The following is an 18,386-nucleotide window of genomic DNA, read 5'->3' on the forward strand; positions in this document are numbered from 1 at the left end:
CCTAGCGCTTCGACGCACTCCCCGCCTCGACCGCCGTCCAGACCCTCAGCAGGTTGCCACCCAGGACCTTCTCCAGGTCCGCATCGGAATAGCCACGCGCCTGCAGGGCGGCGACCAGGTTGGGATAGTCGGCGACCGTGCGCAGCCCCTCGGGCAGGTTGCCGGACACGCCGTCGAAATCGGACCCCAGGCCGACATGGTCGATTCCCAGCATCCGGATCCCGTAGTCGATCTGGTCGACCACCGCGTCGATCGCCGTGGGCCGCGGCGGATGCGTGCGCTCCCATTCGTCCTCGAACGCGGCCTTGTCCTCCTCCGGCCGGCCCGCGGCGCGCGCGGCGGCGTTGCGCTGCTCCAGCGCCGCGACGGCGACGAAGTAGGCCTGGGTGTCGGCCGCCATCTGCGGATTGACGAAGGCGCTGCCGAAGGTGACCTGGACCACGCCGCCACGGGCGGCGATGGCCTTGGCCAGCTCGTCGCTCAGGTTGCGCTCGAACCCCGGGGTGAAGTGGCGGAAGCCCGAATGGCTGGCGATCACCGGCACCCGGCTCAGCGCGACGGCCTGGCGCACCGCGTCGTCCGACAGGTGGGAGACGTCGACCATGATCCCGAGCCGGTTCATTTCCGCCACCACCTCGCGGCCGAACGGACTCAGGCCCTGCCACTGCCGCTGGCGGCCGTAGGACGAGTCGCTGATCCGGTTGCTCTCGCTGTGCGCCAGGGTGATGTAGCGCACGCCGCGCGCGTGGAAACGCGCAAGCTCGGCCAGGTCGCCACCGATCGGGGCGCCGTTCTCCATGCCCAGCGCCAGCAGCACGCGGCCGCCGGCCCGCAGGCGTTCGAGGTCGCCCGGCGAGGCCAGCAGCGCGAAGCGGTCCGGGTGGCGTCCGACCATCGCCTCGACCGCATCTATCTGCTTGTGTGCGATCGCCTGCGCGGTCCCCGCCCGGTCCTGGCCCGGCGAGGTGTAGATCGACATGAAGGCCACGTCCAGCCCGCCTTCGCGCGCGAGCGGGTAGTCGAACTCGCGGTCGGGCGTCAGCTGGCCCAGGTCCCGCCAGCCATCCATCAGTTCGCCGGGGGCGTCGATGTGGGTGTCGACGATCACCGCGTCGCGGGCGAGCTGGCGCGGATCGGTGGCCGGACCGGCGGCAAGCGCATGGCCCGCGGCGAGGAAAAGCAGGCTGGCGGAAAGGCGGATCGGCATGGGCGCTCCCGGCGCGGTTCTGGAACGCCCGATCCTATCCCCATCCCGCGGCCGCACGGAACCGTCGGCGTCCGCGTCCGGCTCGGCATCGCGGCCGCGGGTGCGAAGCCGCGCGCGCGGCGTCCGCAGCGGTCGTGGGACGCGCGGCCACACGACCCGCATCCTGCCGGCCATCACCCGGGCCATTACAATCGGCAGCCCTGCCCCGCCGCCGCACCGATGGCCAAGCCCGCCGACACGTCCGCCGTCCCCGAACACACGCCGCTGATGAAGCAGTTCTTCGCGGCCAAGTCCGACTACCCGGACCTGCTGCTGTTCTTCCGGATGGGCGACTTCTACGAGCTGTTCTACGACGACGCGCGCAAGGCCGCGCGCCTGCTCGACATCACCCTGACCCAGCGCGGCAGCTCCGGGGGCGCCCCGATCCCGATGGCCGGCGTGCCGGTGCATGCGTACGAGGGCTACCTGGCGCGGCTGGTCGCGCTGGGCGAATCGGTGGCGATCTGCGAGCAGATCGGCGACCCGGCGCTCGCCAAAGGCCTGGTCGAACGCAAGGTCGTGCGGATCGTCACCCCCGGCACGGTCACCGACGAGGCATTGCTGGACGAGCGCCGCGACACCCTGCTGATGGCCGTCTCGCGTGGCCGTTCGGGCTATGGCCTGGCGTGGGCCGACCTGGCCGGCGGCCGCTTCCTGGTCAACCAGGTCGACAGCGACGACCAGCTGCTGGCCGAGCTGGCGCGGCTGGAACCGGCCGAGCTGCTGGTGCCCGACGAGGAAGGCCTGCCGCCGATGAGCGCCGGCGCCTTGCGTCGCCGCCCGCCGTGGCTGTTCGATCCGGACAGCGGGCGCCGCCAGCTGCTGCGCTTCTTCGGCCTGCACGACCTCACCGGCTTCGGCATCGAGGACAAGCCGCTGGCGGTGGCCGCCGCCGGCGCGCTGCTGGGCTACGTCGAGGAAACCCAGAAGCAGCAGCTGCCGCACCTGACCTCGATCTCGGTGGAGACCGCGGGCGACGCGATCGCGATGAACGCGGCCACCCGCCGCCACCTGGAACTGGACAGCCGGGTCGACGGCGACACCCGCCACACCCTGCTCGGCGTGCTCGATTCGACGATCACGCCGATGGGCGGGCGCCTGCTGCGGCGCTGGCTGCACCGGCCGCTGCGCGACCGTGCGGTGCTCGGTGGCCGGCACCACGCCGTGGCCACGCTGGTCGAACGCCGCGCAGACGCCGACCTGCGCGAGCGCTTCCGCGGGCTCGGTGACATCGAACGGATCCTCACCCGCGTCGCGCTGCGCTCGGCGCGGCCGCGCGACCTGTCGACCCTGCGCGACGGCCTGGCGATGCTGCCGGCGCTGCGCGAGGCGCTGGGCCCGCTGGATTCGCCGCGGCTGCAGGCGCTGGCCGACGAGATGGGCCGCCACGACGAGACCGCGCACCTGCTCGCCGGCGCGATCGCGCTGCAGCCGCCGCTGAAGCTGGTCGACGGCGGCGTCATCGCCGAAGGCCATGACGCGGAACTCGACGAGCTGCGCCGGCTGTCCACCCACGCCGACCAGTTCCTGGTCGACCTGGAGGCGCGCGAGCGCGAGAGCAGCGGCATCGCCACGCTCAAGGTCGGCTACAACCGCGTCCACGGCTACTACATCGAGATCAGCAAGGGCCAGGCCGACAAGGCGCCGGTGCATTACACCCGCCGCCAGACCCTGACCGGCGCCGAGCGCTACATCACCGAGGAGCTGAAGGCGTTCGAGGACAAGGTGCTGTCGGCGCGCGACCGTTCGCTGTCGCGCGAGAAGTTCCTGTACGAGGCGCTGCTGGACGCGCTCAATGGCGTGCTCGAGCCGCTCAAGCGCTGCGCCGCCGCGCTCAGCGAGCTGGACGTGCTGGCCGGTTTCGCCGAACGCGCGCAGGCGCTGGACTGGGCGCGGCCCGAACTCGTGCAGGGCCCCTGCCTGCGGATCGAGCGCGGCCGCCACCCGGTGGTCGAGGCGGTGCGCGAGGAACCGTTCGAGCCCAACGACCTCATCCTGCATGCGGAGGTCGAGGACAACCCCGACGTGCCGCCGCGGCGGATGCTGGTGATCACCGGCCCGAACATGGGCGGCAAGAGCACCTACATGCGCCAGAACGCGCTGATCGTGCTGCTCGCCCACATCGGCAGCTTCGTGCCCGCGTCGCGCGCGCAGATCGGCCCGATCGACCGGATCCTGACCCGGATCGGCGCGGGCGACGACCTCGCCCGCGGCCAGTCGACCTTCATGGTCGAGATGGCCGAGACCAGCTACATCCTGCATCACGCGACGAGCCAGTCGCTGGTGCTGATGGACGAGATCGGCCGCGGCACCTCGACCTACGACGGCCTGGCCCTGGCCGATGCGGTGGCGCGCCACCTGGCCGCGGTCAACCGCTGCTGGACCCTGTTCGCGACCCACTACTTCGAACTCACCGCGCTGGCGACGCCGGACGGCGGCATCGCCAACGTGCACCTCGATGCCGTCGAACATGGCGATGCGCTCGTGTTCATGCACGCAGTGAAGGACGGCGCGGCCGACCGCAGCTTCGGCCTGCAGGTGGCGGCGCTGGCCGGCCTGCCGAAGGTCACGCTGCAGCAGGCGCGGCGCCGGCTGGCCGAGCTGGAGCAGCGTGGCCGCGAAAGCCATGCCTCGGAAATGGCGCCGCAGGCGCTGGACGCGCCGCAGCAGTTCGGCCTGTTCGCCGCCGCGCCGTCGGCGGCGCAGGAAGCGCTGGCGGCGCTCGATCCGGACGAGCTGACGCCCAAGCAGGCGCTGGAAGCGCTGTACCGGCTGAAGTCGCTGCTGTAGTCGCGGCGATGCCGGGCAGGACACCCGGCATCCCGTTCAGGCCCACGTCGTGATCCGGCCGGGGCGTCCGTCACCGTCGGCGGACCCGGCCCGCATCGCCCTTCGACCGCCGGATCGCAAGCCGCCGTCCCGCGATCGCGGCGAAGGCCGCCGCCAAGCGGACGTCATCCCCTGCCGGCGGACACGCTCACATCGCGCGCGTATCCGCCGGCCGGTTCATCCAGTTGTCATGCCGCCCATCGGCGTAGCTGACCGGGCCCGACACCAGTTCGTCGATGCTGGCGTCGTCCAGCGTGTTCACCTGCACCGACACGAACGTACCGCCGGCTTCGGGAATGAAGCCGTGCCCGTAGAGGGTGATGCCGCAGCGCGTGCAGAAGCGGTGGTGCACGTTTCCCTGGCCCCAGTCCTTGGCGTAGTCGCCGAGCAGCGCCTCGACCTGGAGCAGTTCGAAGTCCGTCGCCCGCGCGCTCCAGTTGCGGACCTTGCTGCAGTAGGTGCAATTGCACTTGCCGGTGCCCGCGGCCAGGTCCAGCGTGGCCCGGTAGCGGACCGCGCCGCAATGGCAGCTGCCGTGGTAGATCTTGTCCATGGCCTGTCCTCCCGTCAGGCCGCGGCGCCGGCCTGCGCCGGATGCGGGTGCGCAGGCACCAGCGCGTCGTCCCGCGCGTTGGCCGCGATCGCCGCCGGGCGCTGCGCATGGCGGCTGGCGTACTCCACGAACGCCGGCCGCTTCTCCAGCATGCCGATCATCATGTAGTAGCCGAGGAAGGCGGCCATGTAGAGGTCGGCGGCGGTGAAGCGGTCGCCGGCCAGGAACTCGCGGCCCGACACCGCCTGCTCGAGCACGCCCAGCACGTCGGCCTCGCTGCCATAGCCGGCGGTCATCGGCTCGGCGAACGCGCCGGCAAGCCTGGCGGTGAACATCGCCTCCACCGGCCCGGCGAGGAAGAACAGCCAGCGGTAGTAGGCGGCCCGCTCCGGCGAACCGGCCGGCGGCGCGAGGCCCTTCTCCGGCACCAGTTCGGCCAGGTAGGCGCACACCGCCGCGTTCTCGGTGACCACGACGTCGCCGTGCCGGAGTGCGGGCACCTTGCCCATCGGGTTGACCGCCAGGTATTCCGGCGACTTCATCGGGGTGCCGAAGTCGACCACCACCTCCTCGTACGGCAGGCCGGTCTCTTCCAGCATCCAGCGCGCGATGCGGGCGCGGGACACCGGGTGGGTATAGAAGGTCAGCGTCTTGCTCATGGCGGCTCCGTCACTGGAAAGAGCCGGCAGTGTGCGCCGCGCCTGCTGACAGCCGGTGTCAGCAGCGTCGCCCGGCATCGGGGCACCCGGGCGATGGGAGCGGATCCCTGGAGCGGGCCGGAACTGGCGAGCCCGCAACTGGAACCGGCGCGCGAGGGGTTGGAACTGTCAGGTGAGTGACTGGAACGCGTGCGTGCTTTTCATGCGCGGTCGCATGGAAAAACAACCGCTCGCCGCCGGTTTCCGTGCACGGCCGTATGGAAAATACCCGCGTGCCAATGTCTGGAACCGGCGAGCGGATGATTTCGAGGCGTTACCGGACCGGAATCACGCGCCCGAGCGGTTTCCATGCACCCACTCGGTGATTCGCCAATGCCGGCGCGCGGGTCGTAGCCACCCGCGACCGGAGGCCCGCAAGCCGCCCGCGTCAGCCGCCCGGCCGGCGCAGCCGCTGCTCCTCCCAGCGCCGGATCAGCCGGTGGCGCTGCTCCGGATACCGCTGGCCGGTGTCCTCCAGCGCCAGCACGCGGTCGGCGCGGAAGTGGCGGAAATCCGCGCGGGTCTCGCACCAGGCGGCGAGCAGGCGCATGTCGGCGAGGAACGCCATGGCGAACGGCCAGACCACGCGCTCGCTGGCCGCCCCCTGCCCGTCGCGGTAATGCATGCGCACGGCATGGCCCTCGCGGATCGCGCGACGCAGGGCTGGCAGCCAAGGTTCCGGTTGCGCCGGGCACCACTCCGGGGCGAACAGGCCGCTGGTCTCCACCTGCAGGCGCAGGCCGTCTGGCAGCACGCCGACCACCCGATCCAGCGCACGCCCCGCCGCGGCCGCCAGTTCCGGGTCGGCATGCGACGCGACCCAGCGCGCGCCGAGCACCAGCGCTTCCAGCTCGTCGGGCGAGAACATCATCGGCGGCAGCATGAAACCGGCGCGCAGCTGGTAGCCGACGCCCGGGTCGCCGGCGATGTCCGCGCCCTGCGCTCGCAACGCGTCGATGTCGCGATAGAGCGTGCGCAGGCTGATCCCGAGCTGTTCGGCGAGCTGCGCGCCGCGCACCGGCCTGCGGCGGCGGCGCAGGTCGTCCAGCAGGTGCAGCAGTCGGGCGGCGCGTGTGCTCATCTGCGATCGGACGGGCGGACGGATCGGGAAGCGGAACAGAATACGCGGGGCGCACACGCCCACCGCATCGACGGTGCGGCCGGCGGGTGGCCCGCCGCGCATCGATCGGGCATTCCCGTGCAAGCGCCGGCGATGGACGTGGTGATGTCATCGGCCGAGGCGTAGGCTGCCGGGGCGGCGCTGCCCGCGCCTTGATGCGGCGCAGCAGCTGCAATAGCCGTCCGCTATCGAAGATTTTGCAATAAACGATTTTTATTGATCGCAGTCGCCGCCTACGCTGTCTTCGACTCGCCGTTCACGGCCGAAAGGAGGAGCCCGCCATGAGCAAGCCGTCCGATCCCCGCTTCCCGCGCACGCAGCGCGTTCGCCCCGCCAACCCATCGGGCCGGTCTTCTTCCCCACCTGCCTGCTGAGCCCGCCTGTGGTGCGGGCATCTCCGCCTGCACCGCGTCCACGTATCCATCCGCATTCGGCTCCCGCACGGGATCGCCGTCGAGTGCCCGTCACGAGGCCGTCCACCCATGTCCACCGAAAAGAAGTGCCCGTTCGACCACGCCGCCGCCGGCGGTGGCACCAGCAATCGCCACTGGTGGCCCAACCAGCTGCGCCTGGACCTGCTCAACCAGCATTCGGCGCGCTCCAATCCGCTGGATGAAGGCTTCGACTACGCCGCCGAGTTCAAGAAGCTCGACTACCACGAGCTGAAGAAGGACCTGCGCGCGCTGATGACCGATTCGCAGGACTGGTGGCCGGCCGACTTCGGCCATTACGGCGGCCTGATGATCCGCATGGCGTGGCACAGCGCCGGCACCTACCGCATCGGCGACGGCCGCGGCGGCGGCGGCCGCGGCCAGCAGCGCTTCGCCCCGCTCAACAGCTGGCCGGACAACGTCAGCCTGGACAAGGCGCGCCGCCTGCTGTGGCCGGTCAAGCAGAAGTACGGGCAGAAGATCTCCTGGGCCGACCTGATGATCCTGGCCGGCAACGTGGCGCTGGAGACGATGGGCTTCCGCACCTTCGGCTTCGGCGCCGGCCGCGAGGACACCTGGGAGCCGGACCTGGACGTGTACTGGGGCCGCGAGACCAAGTGGCTCGGCGGCGACGAGCGCTATTCGCGCGGTTCGCCGGGCGTGGCCGAGCACGCGGTGCTGGTGTCCGAGGACGACAGCATGGTCAGGCACACCCGCGACCTGGAGAACCCGCTCGCGGCGGTGCAGATGGGCCTGATCTATGTGAACCCGGAAGGTCCGGACGGCAACCCCGACCCACTGCTGGCGGCCAAGGACATCCGCGACACCTTCGGCCGCATGGCCATGGACGACGAGGAGACCGTGGCCCTGATCGCCGGTGGCCACAGCTTCGGCAAGACCCATGGCGCGGCCAGCGCCGACAACGTCGGCGTGGAACCCGAAGCGGCCGACCTGGAACTACAGGGCTTCGGCTGGCGCAACCGGCACGGCAGCGGCAAGGGCGGCGACACCATCACCTCCGGCCTGGAAGTCACCTGGACGAAGACGCCGGCGCTGTGGAGCAACAACTTCTTCGAGAACCTGTTCGGCTTCGAGTGGGAGCTGGAGAAGTCGCCGGCCGGCGCCCAGCAGTGGGTGGCCAAGGACGCCGGCGACCTCATTCCCGACGCGCACGACGCGTCGAAGAAGCATCGCCCGAAGATGCTCACCACCGACCTGTCGCTGCGCTTCGACCCGGTCTACGGGCCGATCTCCAGGCGCTTCCTGGAGAACCCGCAGGCGTTCGCCGATGCCTTCGCCCGCGCCTGGTTCAAGCTGACCCACCGCGACATGGGGCCGCGTGCGCGCTACCTCGGCCCGGAGGTGCCGAAGGAAGAGCTGATCTGGCAGGACCCGGTGCCGGAGGTCGACCATCCGCTGGTCGAGGCGGCCGACATCGACGCGCTGAAGACGAAGATCGCCGACGCCGGCCTGACGGTGGCCGAGCTGGTGTCCACCGCGTGGGCGTCGGCCTCCACCTTCCGCGGCGGCGACAAGCGCGGCGGCGCCAACGGCGCGCGCATCGCGCTTGCCCCGCAGAAGGACTGGGAGGTCAACCAGCCCGCGCAGCTGGACAAGGTGCTCAGGGCGCTCAAGCGCATCCAGGCCGACTTCAACATCGACGCCAGCGGCGGCAAGAAGGTTTCGCTGGCCGACCTGATCGTGCTGGCCGGTGGCGTGGGCGTGGAGCAGGCGGCCAGGGCCGCGGGCGTGACGGTCAGCGTGCCGTTCTCGCCCGGGCGCACCGATGCGCGCCAGGACCAGACCGACGTCGAGTCGTTTGCGCTGCTGGAGCCGTTCGCCGACGGCTTCCGCAACTACCTCAAGTCCGCATCGGCGGTGCCGGCCGAGCATTTGCTGGTCGACCGCGCGCAGCTGCTGACCCTGACCGCGCCGCAGATGACCGCACTGGTCGGTGGCCTGCGCGTGCTGGGCGCCAATGCCGACGGATCGAAGGCCGGCGTCTTCACCGACCGCCCGGGCGTGCTGAGCAACGACTTCTTCCGCAACCTGCTCGACATGCGCACGGAGTGGAAGGCCACCGGCGCCAACGGCTACGAGGGCCGCGACCGCAGCAGCGGCCAGGCGAGATGGACCGGCACGCGCGTCGACCTGGTGTTCGGTTCCAACTCGGTGCTGCGCGCACTGGCCGAGGTATACGCCAGCGCCGATGGCCAGGAGAAGTTCGTCAACGATTTCGTCGCCGCCTGGCACAAGGTGATGGAACTGGACCGCTTCGACCTGCGCTGATCCGCCATCCGGGGCAGCGTCCGGCCTGGCGCGGCATGCGCCAGGCCGCTCCGTTCCGGCGCGTCGCAGGCTGCGCGCCACGGCCCGCGGCCGCCGGTCGGCAGGCGTGCGCCAGCCGGGCGCAAGAGGCGTATGGTGCTTTTCCCGACCGGGAAGGACCGCGCCATGAACCAGCCTCTGCTTACCCAGGAACTGCTTGCCCAGCTGCAGGGCGCGCCGCTGCAGCAACTGTCGCGCCAGCTCGGGACCGACCCGGCGCAGACCGGCAACGCCGTGGCCGCCGCCCTGCCCCTGCTGCTCGGCGCGCTGGGCCGCAACACCGCCCGGCCGGAAGGGGCGGACGCGCTGTTCGGCGCATTGCAGCGCGACCACGGCGGCGGCATGGACATCGCCAGCGTGCTGGGGACGGTGCTCGGCGGGACGACGACGCGCCAGACCGATGGTGCCGCCATCCTCGGCCACATCCTCGGCGGCGGCCAGCCGAGGGCGGCGCAAGGCCTCGGCCGCGCCACCGGAATGGGCAGCGGCCAGGCGATGCAACTGCTCGCCATGCTCGCGCCGATCGTGATGTCGTTCCTGGCCAACCGCAGCACGCGCCAGGGACTCGACGCCGGCAGCCTCGGCCAGCTGCTCGGGCAGGAACGCAGCCAGGTGCGCCAGCAGGCGGGCGGCGGGGCGCTCGACGCGCTCCTCGACCAGGACGGCGACGGCGACGTGGACGCGGGCGACCTGCTGAAGCTGGGCGCGGGGCTGTTCGGCGGGAACCGCTGACCGCGAACGCGCCCTAGGAGGCGTCGATGTCGCCGAGCGCCTGGATCAGGCGGCGCGCGCGCTTGTCCGGCTTGTGTTCGGGCGGACGGTAACCGTCGCGCATCGCCGCCCGTTGCAGGCGCTGCTGCTCGCGGCGCTGGATCGACCCGGCGGTTTCCTCGTACAGCGTCCGGGCCACAGGTGCCGGTCCGCGGGAGTCGCTCAGCGCCCGCACCACTACCTCGAACGTTTCCTCGCCGCGGGAAACCCGCAGCGACTCGCCGACGCGGACCGCGCGCGACGACTTCGCCCGCTGGCCGGCGACGTCGACCTTGCCCGTCTCCACCGCCTGCTTGGCCAGGCTGCGTGTCCTGAAGAAGCGGGCGGCCCACAGCCAGACATCCAGCCGCACCTGCGCGATCGATCCGGCGTCGGCGACGGCGTCAGTCATGCGCCACGCGACCGGATCGATGCCGTCCTGCTGGCGGAGGCGCCGCGCTTTCGCGAGGCGGCGGGATGCGATCGCCGCCTTCGCGGGGACGCCGGCCGGCCGGCGTTCGTTGTCCATGTCCCATGTGGTGCTCCGGTCGTTCAACGCGCCCGCGGCTTCGGCACGGCGGGGATCGCGTGCCTGGCCGCCTCCGCGTGCGCCTGCTGGCATTGCCGGGAAACATGATAGTCCCGCGCGCGCTCCTCGTACCGGTCGCGTTCCTCGCGCGACAGGCCGGGGGGCGGCGGCGGCGCGGCCTGGTGTTCGCGATACTGGCTCGCGCAGAAGGAGTCGGTCGAGTCGAGCTGGGCGTGGCCCGGGCCTCCCGCGCATCCCCCGACCCCCAGCAGCGCCAGCGCGACCAGCGCCGCCCAGGTCCGGTTGCCTTGCGTCATGACTTCGCTCCGCGATCGCTCCGTGGACAGTGTGCACCCGATTCCATCGTGGCGAGCGCATCTGCCGTCGTGGACCGATCGCGCCACGCGCCGCACGGCGTTGGCCGTCGGAGGGCTGCGCCGCGACGGCGACATGCCGCCCCCACCGGCGGGACGCAATCGTCCGGGGGACGCAGGCCCATCGATACGCGCCAGGCTTTCGCTCCCGTAGCGCCGCTCAGGGCGTGACGGGCCCTTCCAGTCGTCGTGCGAGTTCCACGCTGCGGGGCGCCGCGAGACCGCCATACATGGCGTCGATCGCAACCAGGCGCGCGCGCGCGTCCTCTGCCCTGCCCTGCGCCACCAGCGACTCGACACCGGCCAGCTCCTGCTCCACCCGCTGCGCCAGCCCTTGGCGGCAGGCGCCCTCGGTGGCTTCGGCCAGCGACGGCGACTGCAGCGCTACCAGAGCCTTGCGCAACCCGCGCCCGTCCGGCACCCAGTGGTCCAGTCTGGGCTGGCTGACCTGCACGACCCCCGCGACGCAGAGCGCTTCGAACGAGCGCCGGGTGCGCTCGTCCTTGGCCCGGTTCGGCAGGTCGCGGTCCCCGGTCGCGTACACGATCCGGCTGCGCGTCTGGAACAGCGACATCAGCGAAGCCTCGGGCGGGGTGAAGCCGGCCGTGCCGATGGGATCACTCCCCCCGACCAGCATGACCCCGCGGAACACGTCCGGATAGGCGAGCGCGACCCGCTGGGCCACGCGCGAGCCGCCCGAGAACCCGCCGATGAAGACGCGGGCCTCGTCGATGTCGAAGCGGCTGCGGGCGTATTCGTAGGCGTGGAGCGCCAGGGGCACGCGACGGTCGAAGACGTTCTCGGTGTTTCCGGTCTCCATCGGGGCGACGTAGACCAGGCGCTGCTCGCGCAGCATCCTCCACCAGTCGGGGGGCGGCTCGATTCCTTCCGCCGGCCACATGAACACGAGTATCCCGAGCCGCTCGCCCGGCGGATGGTCCGGCACCCATACCCGGACCTTCTCGCGGCCGGCGCCCAGGCTCTGCTCCTTGAGCTCCACCCCGCTCGCGGCGCGGAACCGGGCGATTTTGTCCTGCATGAGCGGCGTCAGCAGGCGGGCGGTCAGCTGTTGCGACGTCGCCAGCGGCGACAGCGCATCGAGAACCTCGATCTTCGGGCCGTCCTGTCCACTCGCCTCCGGCATGGCGCCCAGGGCGAGGACCACGGACACGAGGGCAGGCAGTTTCCACATGCGCGGATCATAGAACCACCCGTCGCCGATCGGACCTGCCAGGGGCGCGGCGCGCCCGGTCGATTCGGCCCGGGCCCGTCTCCCGACCCCACCCATCTCCCGAAATGCAAACGGCCGCCTCGCGGCGGCCGTTGCGGTGCATCCGGGGAAGCGGCGATCAGCCCGCGGCCTTCTCGGCCTTGGCCTTGGCCACGGCGGCCAGGTCTTCCTTGATGCGGGCGGCCTTGCCTTCCAGGCCACGCAGGTAGTACAGCTTGCCGGCGCGGACCTTGCCGCGGCGCTTCACGTCGACCGAGTCGATGGTGGCGCTGTGGCTCTGGAACACGCGCTCGACGCCGTAGCCGTGCGAGATCTTGCGCACGGTGAACGAGGAGTTCAGGCCGGCGTTCTTGATCGCGATGACCACGCCTTCGTAGGCCTGCACGCGCTCGCGGTTGCCTTCCTTGACCTTGACGTTCACCACGACGGTGTCGCCCTGGCTGAACTTCGGCAGTTCGCGGGTGATCTGGGCGGATTCGAATTCCGCGACGATGGACTTGTTCAGCTTGCTCATGGTGACCGACTCAATGTGTTCGGGTGGGCGTGTCGTGGTCGACAACTCGGGCCGATGCGGTCGCAGGATTGCGCCGCACGTGATTGTTATGGGGTCCAGTCCGGGCGGAACCGCCCGCAGGAACCCGGCATTGTAGCGGCTTCGGCGGCCCGGGGCTACCCGCCCGGGTTTCCGTCCGGGGCGTCCCCGGCGCGCTCGAGGCGCCAGTCGTCCAGCAGCTTCTGGTCGGACTTCGACAGGACCCGGCCCTCGAGCAGGTCCGGACGCCGCAGCCAGGTCCGGCCCAGCGCCTGCTGCCGGCGCCAGCGGGCGATGGCCGCATGGTTGCCGGACCGCAGCACCTCCGGCACCGTGCCATAGGCGTGCTCGACCGGGTGGCTGTAGTGCGGGCAGTCCAGCAGGCCGTCCTCGAAACTGTCCTGGTCGGCCGACCCTGCGTCGTTCAGGACCCCGTCCTGCAGACGGGCGACCGCATCCACGACCACCGCCGCGCCCAGCTCGCCGCCCGACAGGACGTAGTCGCCGATCGACAGCTCCTCGTCGACCTCGGCCTGGACCAGGCGCTCGTCCACGCCCTCGTAGCGGCCGCACAGCAGCGCCAGCCTCGGCAGCGCGGCGAGTTCGCGGACCCTGGCCTGGTCCAGCCGGCGTCCCTGCGGGCTCAGGTAGACCACGTGCGGGCGCACCGGGTCGGCCTCGCGCATCGCCGCCAGGCAGCGGCGCAGCGGCTCGACCAGCATGACCATGCCCGGCCCGCCGCCGAAGGTGCGGTCGTCCACCTTGCGGTAGTTGCCTTCGGCGTGGTCGCGCGGATTCCAGCCATGCAGCGACAGCAGCCCGCGTTCGCGCGCGCGGCCGACCACGCCGAACGCGGCGCACTGGTCGACGAACTCGGGAAACAGGCTGACGACGTCGATGCGCATCGCGACTCCCGCCGGGGACCGGCTTTGCTTGCACCTCACCGCCAGGCCCGGCGGTCGGTGCTCAGAATTCCGGATCCCAGTCGACCGTGATCGTGCCGGCGTCGAAATCGACCGACTTCACGTAGTCGGGCTGGACGAACGGGAGCATGCGCTCGCGCTCGCCGCGCACCACCATCACGTCATTGGCCCCGGTGGACAGCAGGTGCGAGACCTCGCCCAGGGCGACGCCCTCGACCGTGACCACGCGCAGGCCTTCCAGGTCGACCCAGTAGTACTCGCCCGGCGCAGGGGGCGGCAGCGCTTCGCGCGGGACCAGGATCTCCGTCCCGCGCAGCGCTTCGGCGGCATCGCGGTCGCCGATGCCCGGCAGGGTGGCGACGACGTGCTTGCCGGTATCGCGGCCGCGCGCGCCCTGCACTTCGCGCTCGGCACCGCCGGGGGCGCGCAGGATCCAGGGCTGGTAGCGGAAAATCGCCGCGCGCGGGTCGGTCCACGACAGCAGCTTCACTTCGCCACGCAAGCCGACGGCGCCCGACACAGCGCCCAGCAGGATCAGCTTGCGGGGCGGAGTGGAGCGCACGTCGTCGTTCATGGAGTCCGTTCTGAAGCGGACCAGGGCCACCAGGCTCGCCGGTGGCCCGCCTGGATCAGGCCGCGGCCGCCTGGGCCTTGGTCGCTTCCTTGTACAGGTTGCGGACCTTGTCGGTCAGCTGGGCGCCATTGCCGACCCAATGGTCGACGCGGGCGGTGTCCAGCACGATGCGCGGCTCGTTGCCGGAAGCGACCGGGTTGTAGTAACCCACGCGCTCGATGTTGCGGCCGTCGCGGGCGCTGCGCGAGTCGGTGACGATGATGTGGTAGAACGGACGCTTCTTCGCGCCGCCGCGGGTGAGACGGATCTTGACCATGGTGGTTTCTCGGTGTTGCCCAGTCGCCAGGGTGGCGAGGTAAGCCGCGAATTGTAAGTCACTGAAGCGCCTCGGACAACCAGCCCCGGCCCCACGGACCACACATGCCCCGCCGCGTTCAGGCACGCAGGTGGCATCCGCCAGGTCCTCGGCCTACAGCGGCTCCCAGGCGGCATGCCGGAGGGCAGCCTGCAACAGGCCATCGAGGTGCGCATGGGCACCCGGTGCGTACTGGACCGTGCCGATCGCCAGGATCGGCTGCAACCCGTTGGCGTTGGCGGCGAAGGCCGCCCGGAAGCCGGCCAGTTCGGCCACCCTGACCGGGCGGACGACCTGCCCGACGCCCGCCGCCTGCAACCCGGCCTGCAGCAGCCGCTCGGTGGTTCCGCGCAACGCCGGCGCCTGTGGCCAGACGACCTGGTTCCCGTCCCAGAAGCCGATATTCCAGACCGAGCCTTCGGCCACCCTCGCCTGCTCGCCCTCGCCATCGACGAACAGGGCGTCGTCGTAGCCGGCCTTCAGCGCCTCGCGACGGTGGTGGAGCAAGGGGAACGTGCCGACATGCTTGAGTTCCGGCACCGGGCGCAGGAACGGGCGCAACTGCACCCGCAGCGGACGCGGCGCGGGCGGCAGGCCGGCCACCGTGACCAGTACGTCGGTCCGGACCGGCTGCAGTGGCCGCCGGTGGTCGAAATCGCGCGCGAACACCGTGACCCGCATCGAGCCGTCGCCACCGGCGGCCCGTGCGGCCTGGCGCATCCAGCCACGCACCGCCAAGGTGTCGAACGCGGCATCGAACAGCGCGGCCGAACCTTCGGCAAGGCGCGCGAAATGCAGGTCCAGGCCCTGCGCGGCGCTGCCGCGCACCTGCAGCGAGGTGAAGTGGCCGTAGTTGACCTGCGCCAGCGCGCGCAACGCCGCGGCATCCTCGGCGGGCGCGCCGTTGAGCAATGACGCGGGCGTGAACGGGGCGGTCATGGCGCGCATGCCGGGCGGCCTGCGCCGCTCACCGGGCGCGTCGCTACCGTGCGGCACCCGCGACCATCCGCCGCCGGCTCAGCGGAACGGCAGGCCACCACGCCCGCCCATGCCGCCCATCATGCCCTGCAGCCCGCGCATCATGCCCTTCACGCCGCCGCGGCCCAGCTTGCCCATCATCTTTTCCATCTGCTGGTACTGCTTGAGCAGCTTGTTGACGTCGGCCGGGGTGGTGCCGGAGCCGCGGGCGATGCGGGCGCGGCGCGAGCCGTTGAGCAGGTCGGGGTTGCGGCGTTCCTTCGGCGTCATCGAGCCGATGATCGCCATCATCCGCGGCACTTCGCGGCTCTGCGAGACCTGCGCCTTGAGGTGCTCGGGCACCTGGCCCAGGCCGGGCAGCTTATCCATGAGGCCGGCGATGCCACCCATGTTCTGCATCTGCTCGAGCTGGTCGCGCATGTCGTTGAGGTCGAACTTCTTGCCCTTGGCGACCTTGGCAGCGAGCTTGGCCGCCTTCTCCTGGTCGACGGTCTGCTCGACCTGCTCGACCAGCGACAGCACGTCGCCCATGTCGAGGATGCGCGCGGCGACGCGGTCCGGGTGGAACACGTCCAGCCCGTCGACCTTCTCGCCGGTACCGACGAACTTGACCGGCTTGCCGGTGATGTAGCGCACCGACAGCGCGGCGCCGCCCCGGGCGTCGCCATCGGTCTTGGTCAGGACCACGCCCGTCAGCGGCAGCGCCTCGGAGAACGCCTTGGCGGTGTTGGCCGCGTCCTGGCCGGTCATCGCGTCGACCACGAACAGGGTCTCGGCCGGATTGACCGCCGCGTGCAGGGCCTTGATCTCGGCCATCATCGCCGCGTCGATGGCGAGGCGGCCGGCGGTATCGACGATCAGCACGTCGGCGAAGGACTTGCGCGCATCGGCGATCGCGGCGCGAACGATGTCCTCGGGCTTCTGCCCTGCGTCGGACGGGAAGAACAGCACGCCGGTCTGTTCGGCCAGGGTCTTCAGCTGCTCGATCGCGGCCGGACGGTAGACGTCGGCGCTGACCACCATCACCTTCTTCTTGCGCTTTTCCTTCAGGTGCTTCGCGAGCTTGCCGACGGTGGTGGTCTTGCCCGCGCCCTGCAGGCCGGCCATCAGGATGATCGCCGGCGCCGGAACATTGAGGTTCAGGTCGCTGGCCTGGGCGCCCATCACCGCGGTCAGCTCGTCGCGCACGACCTTGATCAGCGCCTGGCCCGGGGTCAGCGACTTGAGCACTTCCTGGCCGACCGCGCGCACCTTGATCCGCTGGATCAGGGCCTGGACCACCGGCAGGGCGACGTCGGCCTCGAGCAGGGCCACGCGCACCTCGCGCACCGCCTCGCTGATGTTGGACTCGGTCAGGCGACCGCGTCCGCGCAGGCGCTCCATGGTGCCGGACAGGCGCTGGGTCAGGGATTCGAACATGCGGGCGGACCGGAAGGCGGAAAACGGCCGGCGATTATAGCCCGCCGGGTCGCGCGGCCCGGCGGTCCCCGCGGCGAGCACCGGTGCATCGGCACGGGCGCGACGCTCCTCAGGCCGGGGGCGCGTATGCGACACTCATCCGATGACAATCGTTCTCATCGCCGTCACCGCCTACCTGGCCGCCGCCCTGCTTCTGTTGCGCGCAGTCGCCCGCAAGGAGGCGGCGCCGTCGCGGGCATGGCTGCTGCCGGCCCTGGCCGGCGTGCTCCTGCACGGCGGATACCACCTCGGGGTCGCCTGGCGGACGCCGGGCGGGCCGGACATGCATTTCTTCTCGGCGCTGTCGCTGGTCAGCCTGGGCATGGCGGCGATGACCACCCTGGTCGGCGCGCGTGGCCGCATGGCGGCGCTGGGTGTCATCGCGTTCCCGCTGGCAGCCGCACTGCTCGCCACCTACCACGCGCATGGACACGCGGCCTCGGCGACCCTCGACTGGCGCCTGCAGCTGCACGCATGGCTGGCGTTGCTCGCCTATGCGACGCTGGCCATCGCCGCGTTGCTGGCGGTGATGCTCTGGCTCCAGGAGCGCGCGTTGCGTCGCCGCGAATTCCACGCATGGCTGCGCGTGCTGCCGCCGCTGACGGAGCTGGAACTGCTGCTGTTCCGCACGATCGCGGTCGGCTTCGCGCTGCTGACCCTGACCCTGCTGACCGGGGTACTGTTCGTCGAGGACTTCCTGTCCCAGCACCTGGTGCACAAGACCGTGCTCAGCCTGCTGTCGTGGCTGGTCTTCGGCGGGCTGCTGCTGGGCCGCTGGCGCTACGGCTGGCGCGGCATCCGCGCGGTGCACTGGACGCTGACCGCGATGGCGCTGCTGCTGCTGTCGTTCTTCGGCAGCAAGTTCGTGCTGGAACTGGTCCTGCGCCAGCCCTGACCGGCCACGCCGCCGGCGCCCCGGATCAGGCCACCGCCATCCAGCCGGCAGCCCCGCCGAGCAGGGCGCCGCCCACCACTTCCTCCAGACGGTGGCGTCCGAGCGCCAGCCGGCTCCAGGCCAGTGCCGGAACGAGCGCGAGCAGCGCGCACCCCGCGGGCCGCCACACGGCGAGCAGCACGATCCCGGCGAATGCGAGGCTGGCTAGGTGCAGGGACAGCTTGATCCAGCGGTTCGCCAGCCCGGCCGCGCACAGCATGGCGACGGCGGCGAGTACGCCGCCCGACAGGGGCGAGGCGCCGCCACCCAGCCACCGCCAGTAGCCGATCGCCAGCACCAGGGCGAGCAGGTACAGGACCGGGCGCTCCTGGGGCCGCGAGGCATCGACCGTGCTCCAGCGGCCGCTGCGCCAGCGCCGCCAGGCGAATCCCCAGGCGATGCCGACCACGACCGCCATGCCCGTGGCGACACGCGGAAGGGACGGCGGATCCAGGCGCCACGCGGCGACCAGCGCCAGCCCCATGAACACCCCGAACGGGTGCAGCACGAGCGAAAGCGCCCGGGCCACGCCGCGTCCAGGCG

18 protein-coding genes are annotated in these 18,386 nt (G+C 71.4%); 4 read left to right on the forward strand and 14 right to left on the reverse strand.

What is annotated here, in order from left to right:
• Position 1 precedes the first annotated feature (1 nt).
• Complete coding sequence (locus ACA089_RS06985; protein WP_372014952.1) at positions 2-1,207, reverse strand: dipeptidase; 1,206 nt, start codon at positions 1,205-1,207, stop codon at positions 2-4.
• Between the two features lie 219 nt (positions 1,208-1,426).
• Here ACA089_RS06985 and mutS point away from each other — a divergent pair, with 219 nt between their 5' ends.
• A complete protein-coding gene (mutS, locus tag ACA089_RS06990) occupies positions 1,427-4,036 on the forward strand; it encodes a DNA mismatch repair protein MutS (protein ID WP_372014954.1) in 2,610 nt (869 codons plus the stop codon).
• A 187-nt stretch (positions 4,037-4,223) separates the two neighbouring features.
• Here mutS and ACA089_RS06995 read toward each other — a convergent pair whose 3' ends face one another.
• The 3 genes from ACA089_RS06995 to ACA089_RS07005 all read right to left on the reverse strand — a co-directional run bounded on the left by ACA089_RS06995 (position 4,224) and on the right by ACA089_RS07005 (position 6,407).
• Complete coding sequence (locus ACA089_RS06995) at positions 4,224-4,628, reverse strand: GFA family protein (protein ID WP_372014957.1); 405 nt, start codon at positions 4,626-4,628, stop codon at positions 4,224-4,226.
• A 14-nt stretch (positions 4,629-4,642) separates the two neighbouring features.
• Positions 4,643-5,287 carry a glutathione S-transferase family protein gene (locus tag ACA089_RS07000; protein ID WP_372014960.1) on the reverse strand — a complete coding sequence of 215 codons (645 nt, stop codon included), beginning with the start codon at positions 5,285-5,287 and terminating at the stop codon, positions 4,643-4,645.
• Positions 5,288-5,714: 427 nt separating this feature from the next.
• A complete protein-coding gene (locus tag ACA089_RS07005; RefSeq protein ID WP_372014962.1) occupies positions 5,715-6,407 on the reverse strand; it encodes a helix-turn-helix transcriptional regulator in 693 nt (230 codons plus the stop codon).
• A 521-nt stretch (positions 6,408-6,928) separates the two neighbouring features.
• On the opposite strand from ACA089_RS07005, the gene katG reads away from it, so the two are divergent.
• Together katG and ACA089_RS07015 are read left to right on the forward strand one after the other, a co-directional pair.
• Positions 6,929-9,166, forward strand: a complete 2,238-nt coding sequence (katG, locus tag ACA089_RS07010; protein ID WP_372014965.1) for a catalase/peroxidase HPI — start codon at positions 6,929-6,931, stop codon at positions 9,164-9,166.
• 165 nt (positions 9,167-9,331) lie between these two features.
• Positions 9,332-9,937: a DUF937 domain-containing protein gene (locus ACA089_RS07015; RefSeq protein WP_372014967.1), complete on the forward strand. Its 606-nt coding sequence runs from the start codon at positions 9,332-9,334 to the stop codon at positions 9,935-9,937.
• Positions 9,938-9,950: 13 nt separating this feature from the next.
• Here the strand turns inward: ACA089_RS07015 and ACA089_RS07020 are convergent, their stop codons facing one another.
• The 9 genes from ACA089_RS07020 to ffh form a co-directional block, all read right to left on the reverse strand.
• Positions 9,951-10,367: an RNA-binding S4 domain-containing protein gene (locus ACA089_RS07020; RefSeq protein ID WP_372017692.1), complete on the reverse strand. Its 417-nt coding sequence runs from the start codon at positions 10,365-10,367 to the stop codon at positions 9,951-9,953.
• A 140-nt stretch (positions 10,368-10,507) separates the two neighbouring features.
• The gene (locus tag ACA089_RS07025; protein ID WP_372014970.1) at positions 10,508-10,801 is read right to left on the reverse strand and encodes a hypothetical protein; all 294 of its coding nucleotides are present in this window, start codon (positions 10,799-10,801) and stop codon (positions 10,508-10,510) included.
• Between the two features lie 217 nt (positions 10,802-11,018).
• The gene (locus ACA089_RS07030) at positions 11,019-12,050 is read right to left on the reverse strand and encodes an alpha/beta hydrolase (protein WP_372014973.1); all 1,032 of its coding nucleotides are present in this window, start codon (positions 12,048-12,050) and stop codon (positions 11,019-11,021) included.
• A 157-nt stretch (positions 12,051-12,207) separates the two neighbouring features.
• Positions 12,208-12,603: a 50S ribosomal protein L19 gene (rplS, locus tag ACA089_RS07035; protein WP_372014976.1), complete on the reverse strand. Its 396-nt coding sequence runs from the start codon at positions 12,601-12,603 to the stop codon at positions 12,208-12,210.
• A 155-nt stretch (positions 12,604-12,758) separates the two neighbouring features.
• On the reverse strand, positions 12,759-13,526 hold the full coding sequence (gene trmD / locus ACA089_RS07040) for a tRNA (guanosine(37)-N1)-methyltransferase TrmD (protein WP_372014979.1): 768 nt from the start codon (positions 13,524-13,526) through the stop codon (positions 12,759-12,761).
• 61 nt (positions 13,527-13,587) lie between these two features.
• Positions 13,588-14,118: a ribosome maturation factor RimM gene (rimM, locus tag ACA089_RS07045; RefSeq protein WP_372014982.1), complete on the reverse strand. Its 531-nt coding sequence runs from the start codon at positions 14,116-14,118 to the stop codon at positions 13,588-13,590.
• A gap of 55 nt (positions 14,119-14,173) precedes the next feature.
• Complete coding sequence (gene rpsP / locus ACA089_RS07050) at positions 14,174-14,434, reverse strand: 30S ribosomal protein S16 (RefSeq protein ID WP_372014983.1); 261 nt, start codon at positions 14,432-14,434, stop codon at positions 14,174-14,176.
• Between the two features lie 153 nt (positions 14,435-14,587).
• Positions 14,588-15,412, reverse strand: coding sequence for an aminotransferase class IV (locus tag ACA089_RS07055; RefSeq protein WP_372014986.1), 825 nt, complete (start codon positions 15,410-15,412; stop codon positions 14,588-14,590).
• Between the two features lie 78 nt (positions 15,413-15,490).
• The gene (ffh, locus tag ACA089_RS07060) at positions 15,491-16,870 is read right to left on the reverse strand and encodes a signal recognition particle protein (RefSeq protein ID WP_372014989.1); all 1,380 of its coding nucleotides are present in this window, start codon (positions 16,868-16,870) and stop codon (positions 15,491-15,493) included.
• A gap of 142 nt (positions 16,871-17,012) precedes the next feature.
• On the opposite strand from ffh, the gene ACA089_RS07065 reads away from it, so the two are divergent.
• The gene (locus tag ACA089_RS07065) at positions 17,013-17,804 is read left to right on the forward strand and encodes a cytochrome C assembly family protein (RefSeq protein ID WP_372014991.1); all 792 of its coding nucleotides are present in this window, start codon (positions 17,013-17,015) and stop codon (positions 17,802-17,804) included.
• A 25-nt stretch (positions 17,805-17,829) separates the two neighbouring features.
• On the opposite strand, the gene ACA089_RS07070 is transcribed toward ACA089_RS07065, so the two are convergent.
• Positions 17,830-18,372 (reverse strand): hypothetical protein, encoded by a 543-nt coding sequence (locus ACA089_RS07070; RefSeq protein WP_372014994.1) that lies wholly within the window; start codon positions 18,370-18,372, stop codon positions 17,830-17,832.
• Positions 18,373-18,386: the final 14 nt, after the last annotated feature.

Source organism: Pseudoxanthomonas fibrivorans (assembly GCF_041464125.1).
In the GTDB taxonomy this organism is placed as follows: Bacteria; Pseudomonadota; Gammaproteobacteria; order Xanthomonadales; family Xanthomonadaceae; genus Pseudoxanthomonas.

Bases quoted from the DNA above. Each gene is read 5' to 3' on its own strand.
- ACA089_RS06985 (WP_372014952.1), bottom strand. From the start codon at position 1,207: ATGCCGATCCGCCTTTCCGCCAGCCTGCTTTTCCTCGCCGCGGGCCAT.
- mutS (WP_372014954.1), top strand. From the start codon at position 1,427: ATGGCCAAGCCCGCCGACACGTCCGCCGTCCCCGAACACACGCCGCTG.
- ACA089_RS06995 (WP_372014957.1), bottom strand. From the start codon at position 4,628: ATGGACAAGATCTACCACGGCAGCTGCCATTGCGGCGCGGTCCGCTAC.
- ACA089_RS07000 (WP_372014960.1), bottom strand. From the start codon at position 5,287: ATGAGCAAGACGCTGACCTTCTATACCCACCCGGTGTCCCGCGCCCGC.
- ACA089_RS07005 (WP_372014962.1), bottom strand. From the start codon at position 6,407: ATGAGCACACGCGCCGCCCGACTGCTGCACCTGCTGGACGACCTGCGC.
- katG (WP_372014965.1), top strand. From the start codon at position 6,929: ATGTCCACCGAAAAGAAGTGCCCGTTCGACCACGCCGCCGCCGGCGGT.
- ACA089_RS07015 (WP_372014967.1), top strand. From the start codon at position 9,332: ATGAACCAGCCTCTGCTTACCCAGGAACTGCTTGCCCAGCTGCAGGGC.
- ACA089_RS07020 (WP_372017692.1), bottom strand. From the start codon at position 10,367: ATGACTGACGCCGTCGCCGACGCCGGATCGATCGCGCAGGTGCGGCTG.
- ACA089_RS07025 (WP_372014970.1), bottom strand. From the start codon at position 10,801: ATGACGCAAGGCAACCGGACCTGGGCGGCGCTGGTCGCGCTGGCGCTG.
- ACA089_RS07030 (WP_372014973.1), bottom strand. From the start codon at position 12,050: ATGTGGAAACTGCCTGCCCTCGTGTCCGTGGTCCTCGCCCTGGGCGCC.
- rplS (WP_372014976.1), bottom strand. From the start codon at position 12,603: ATGAGCAAGCTGAACAAGTCCATCGTCGCGGAATTCGAATCCGCCCAG.
- trmD (WP_372014979.1), bottom strand. From the start codon at position 13,526: ATGCGCATCGACGTCGTCAGCCTGTTTCCCGAGTTCGTCGACCAGTGC.
- rimM (WP_372014982.1), bottom strand. From the start codon at position 14,118: ATGAACGACGACGTGCGCTCCACTCCGCCCCGCAAGCTGATCCTGCTG.
- rpsP (WP_372014983.1), bottom strand. From the start codon at position 14,434: ATGGTCAAGATCCGTCTCACCCGCGGCGGCGCGAAGAAGCGTCCGTTC.
- ACA089_RS07055 (WP_372014986.1), bottom strand. From the start codon at position 15,412: ATGACCGCCCCGTTCACGCCCGCGTCATTGCTCAACGGCGCGCCCGCC.
- ffh (WP_372014989.1), bottom strand. From the start codon at position 16,870: ATGTTCGAATCCCTGACCCAGCGCCTGTCCGGCACCATGGAGCGCCTG.
- ACA089_RS07065 (WP_372014991.1), top strand. From the start codon at position 17,013: ATGACAATCGTTCTCATCGCCGTCACCGCCTACCTGGCCGCCGCCCTG.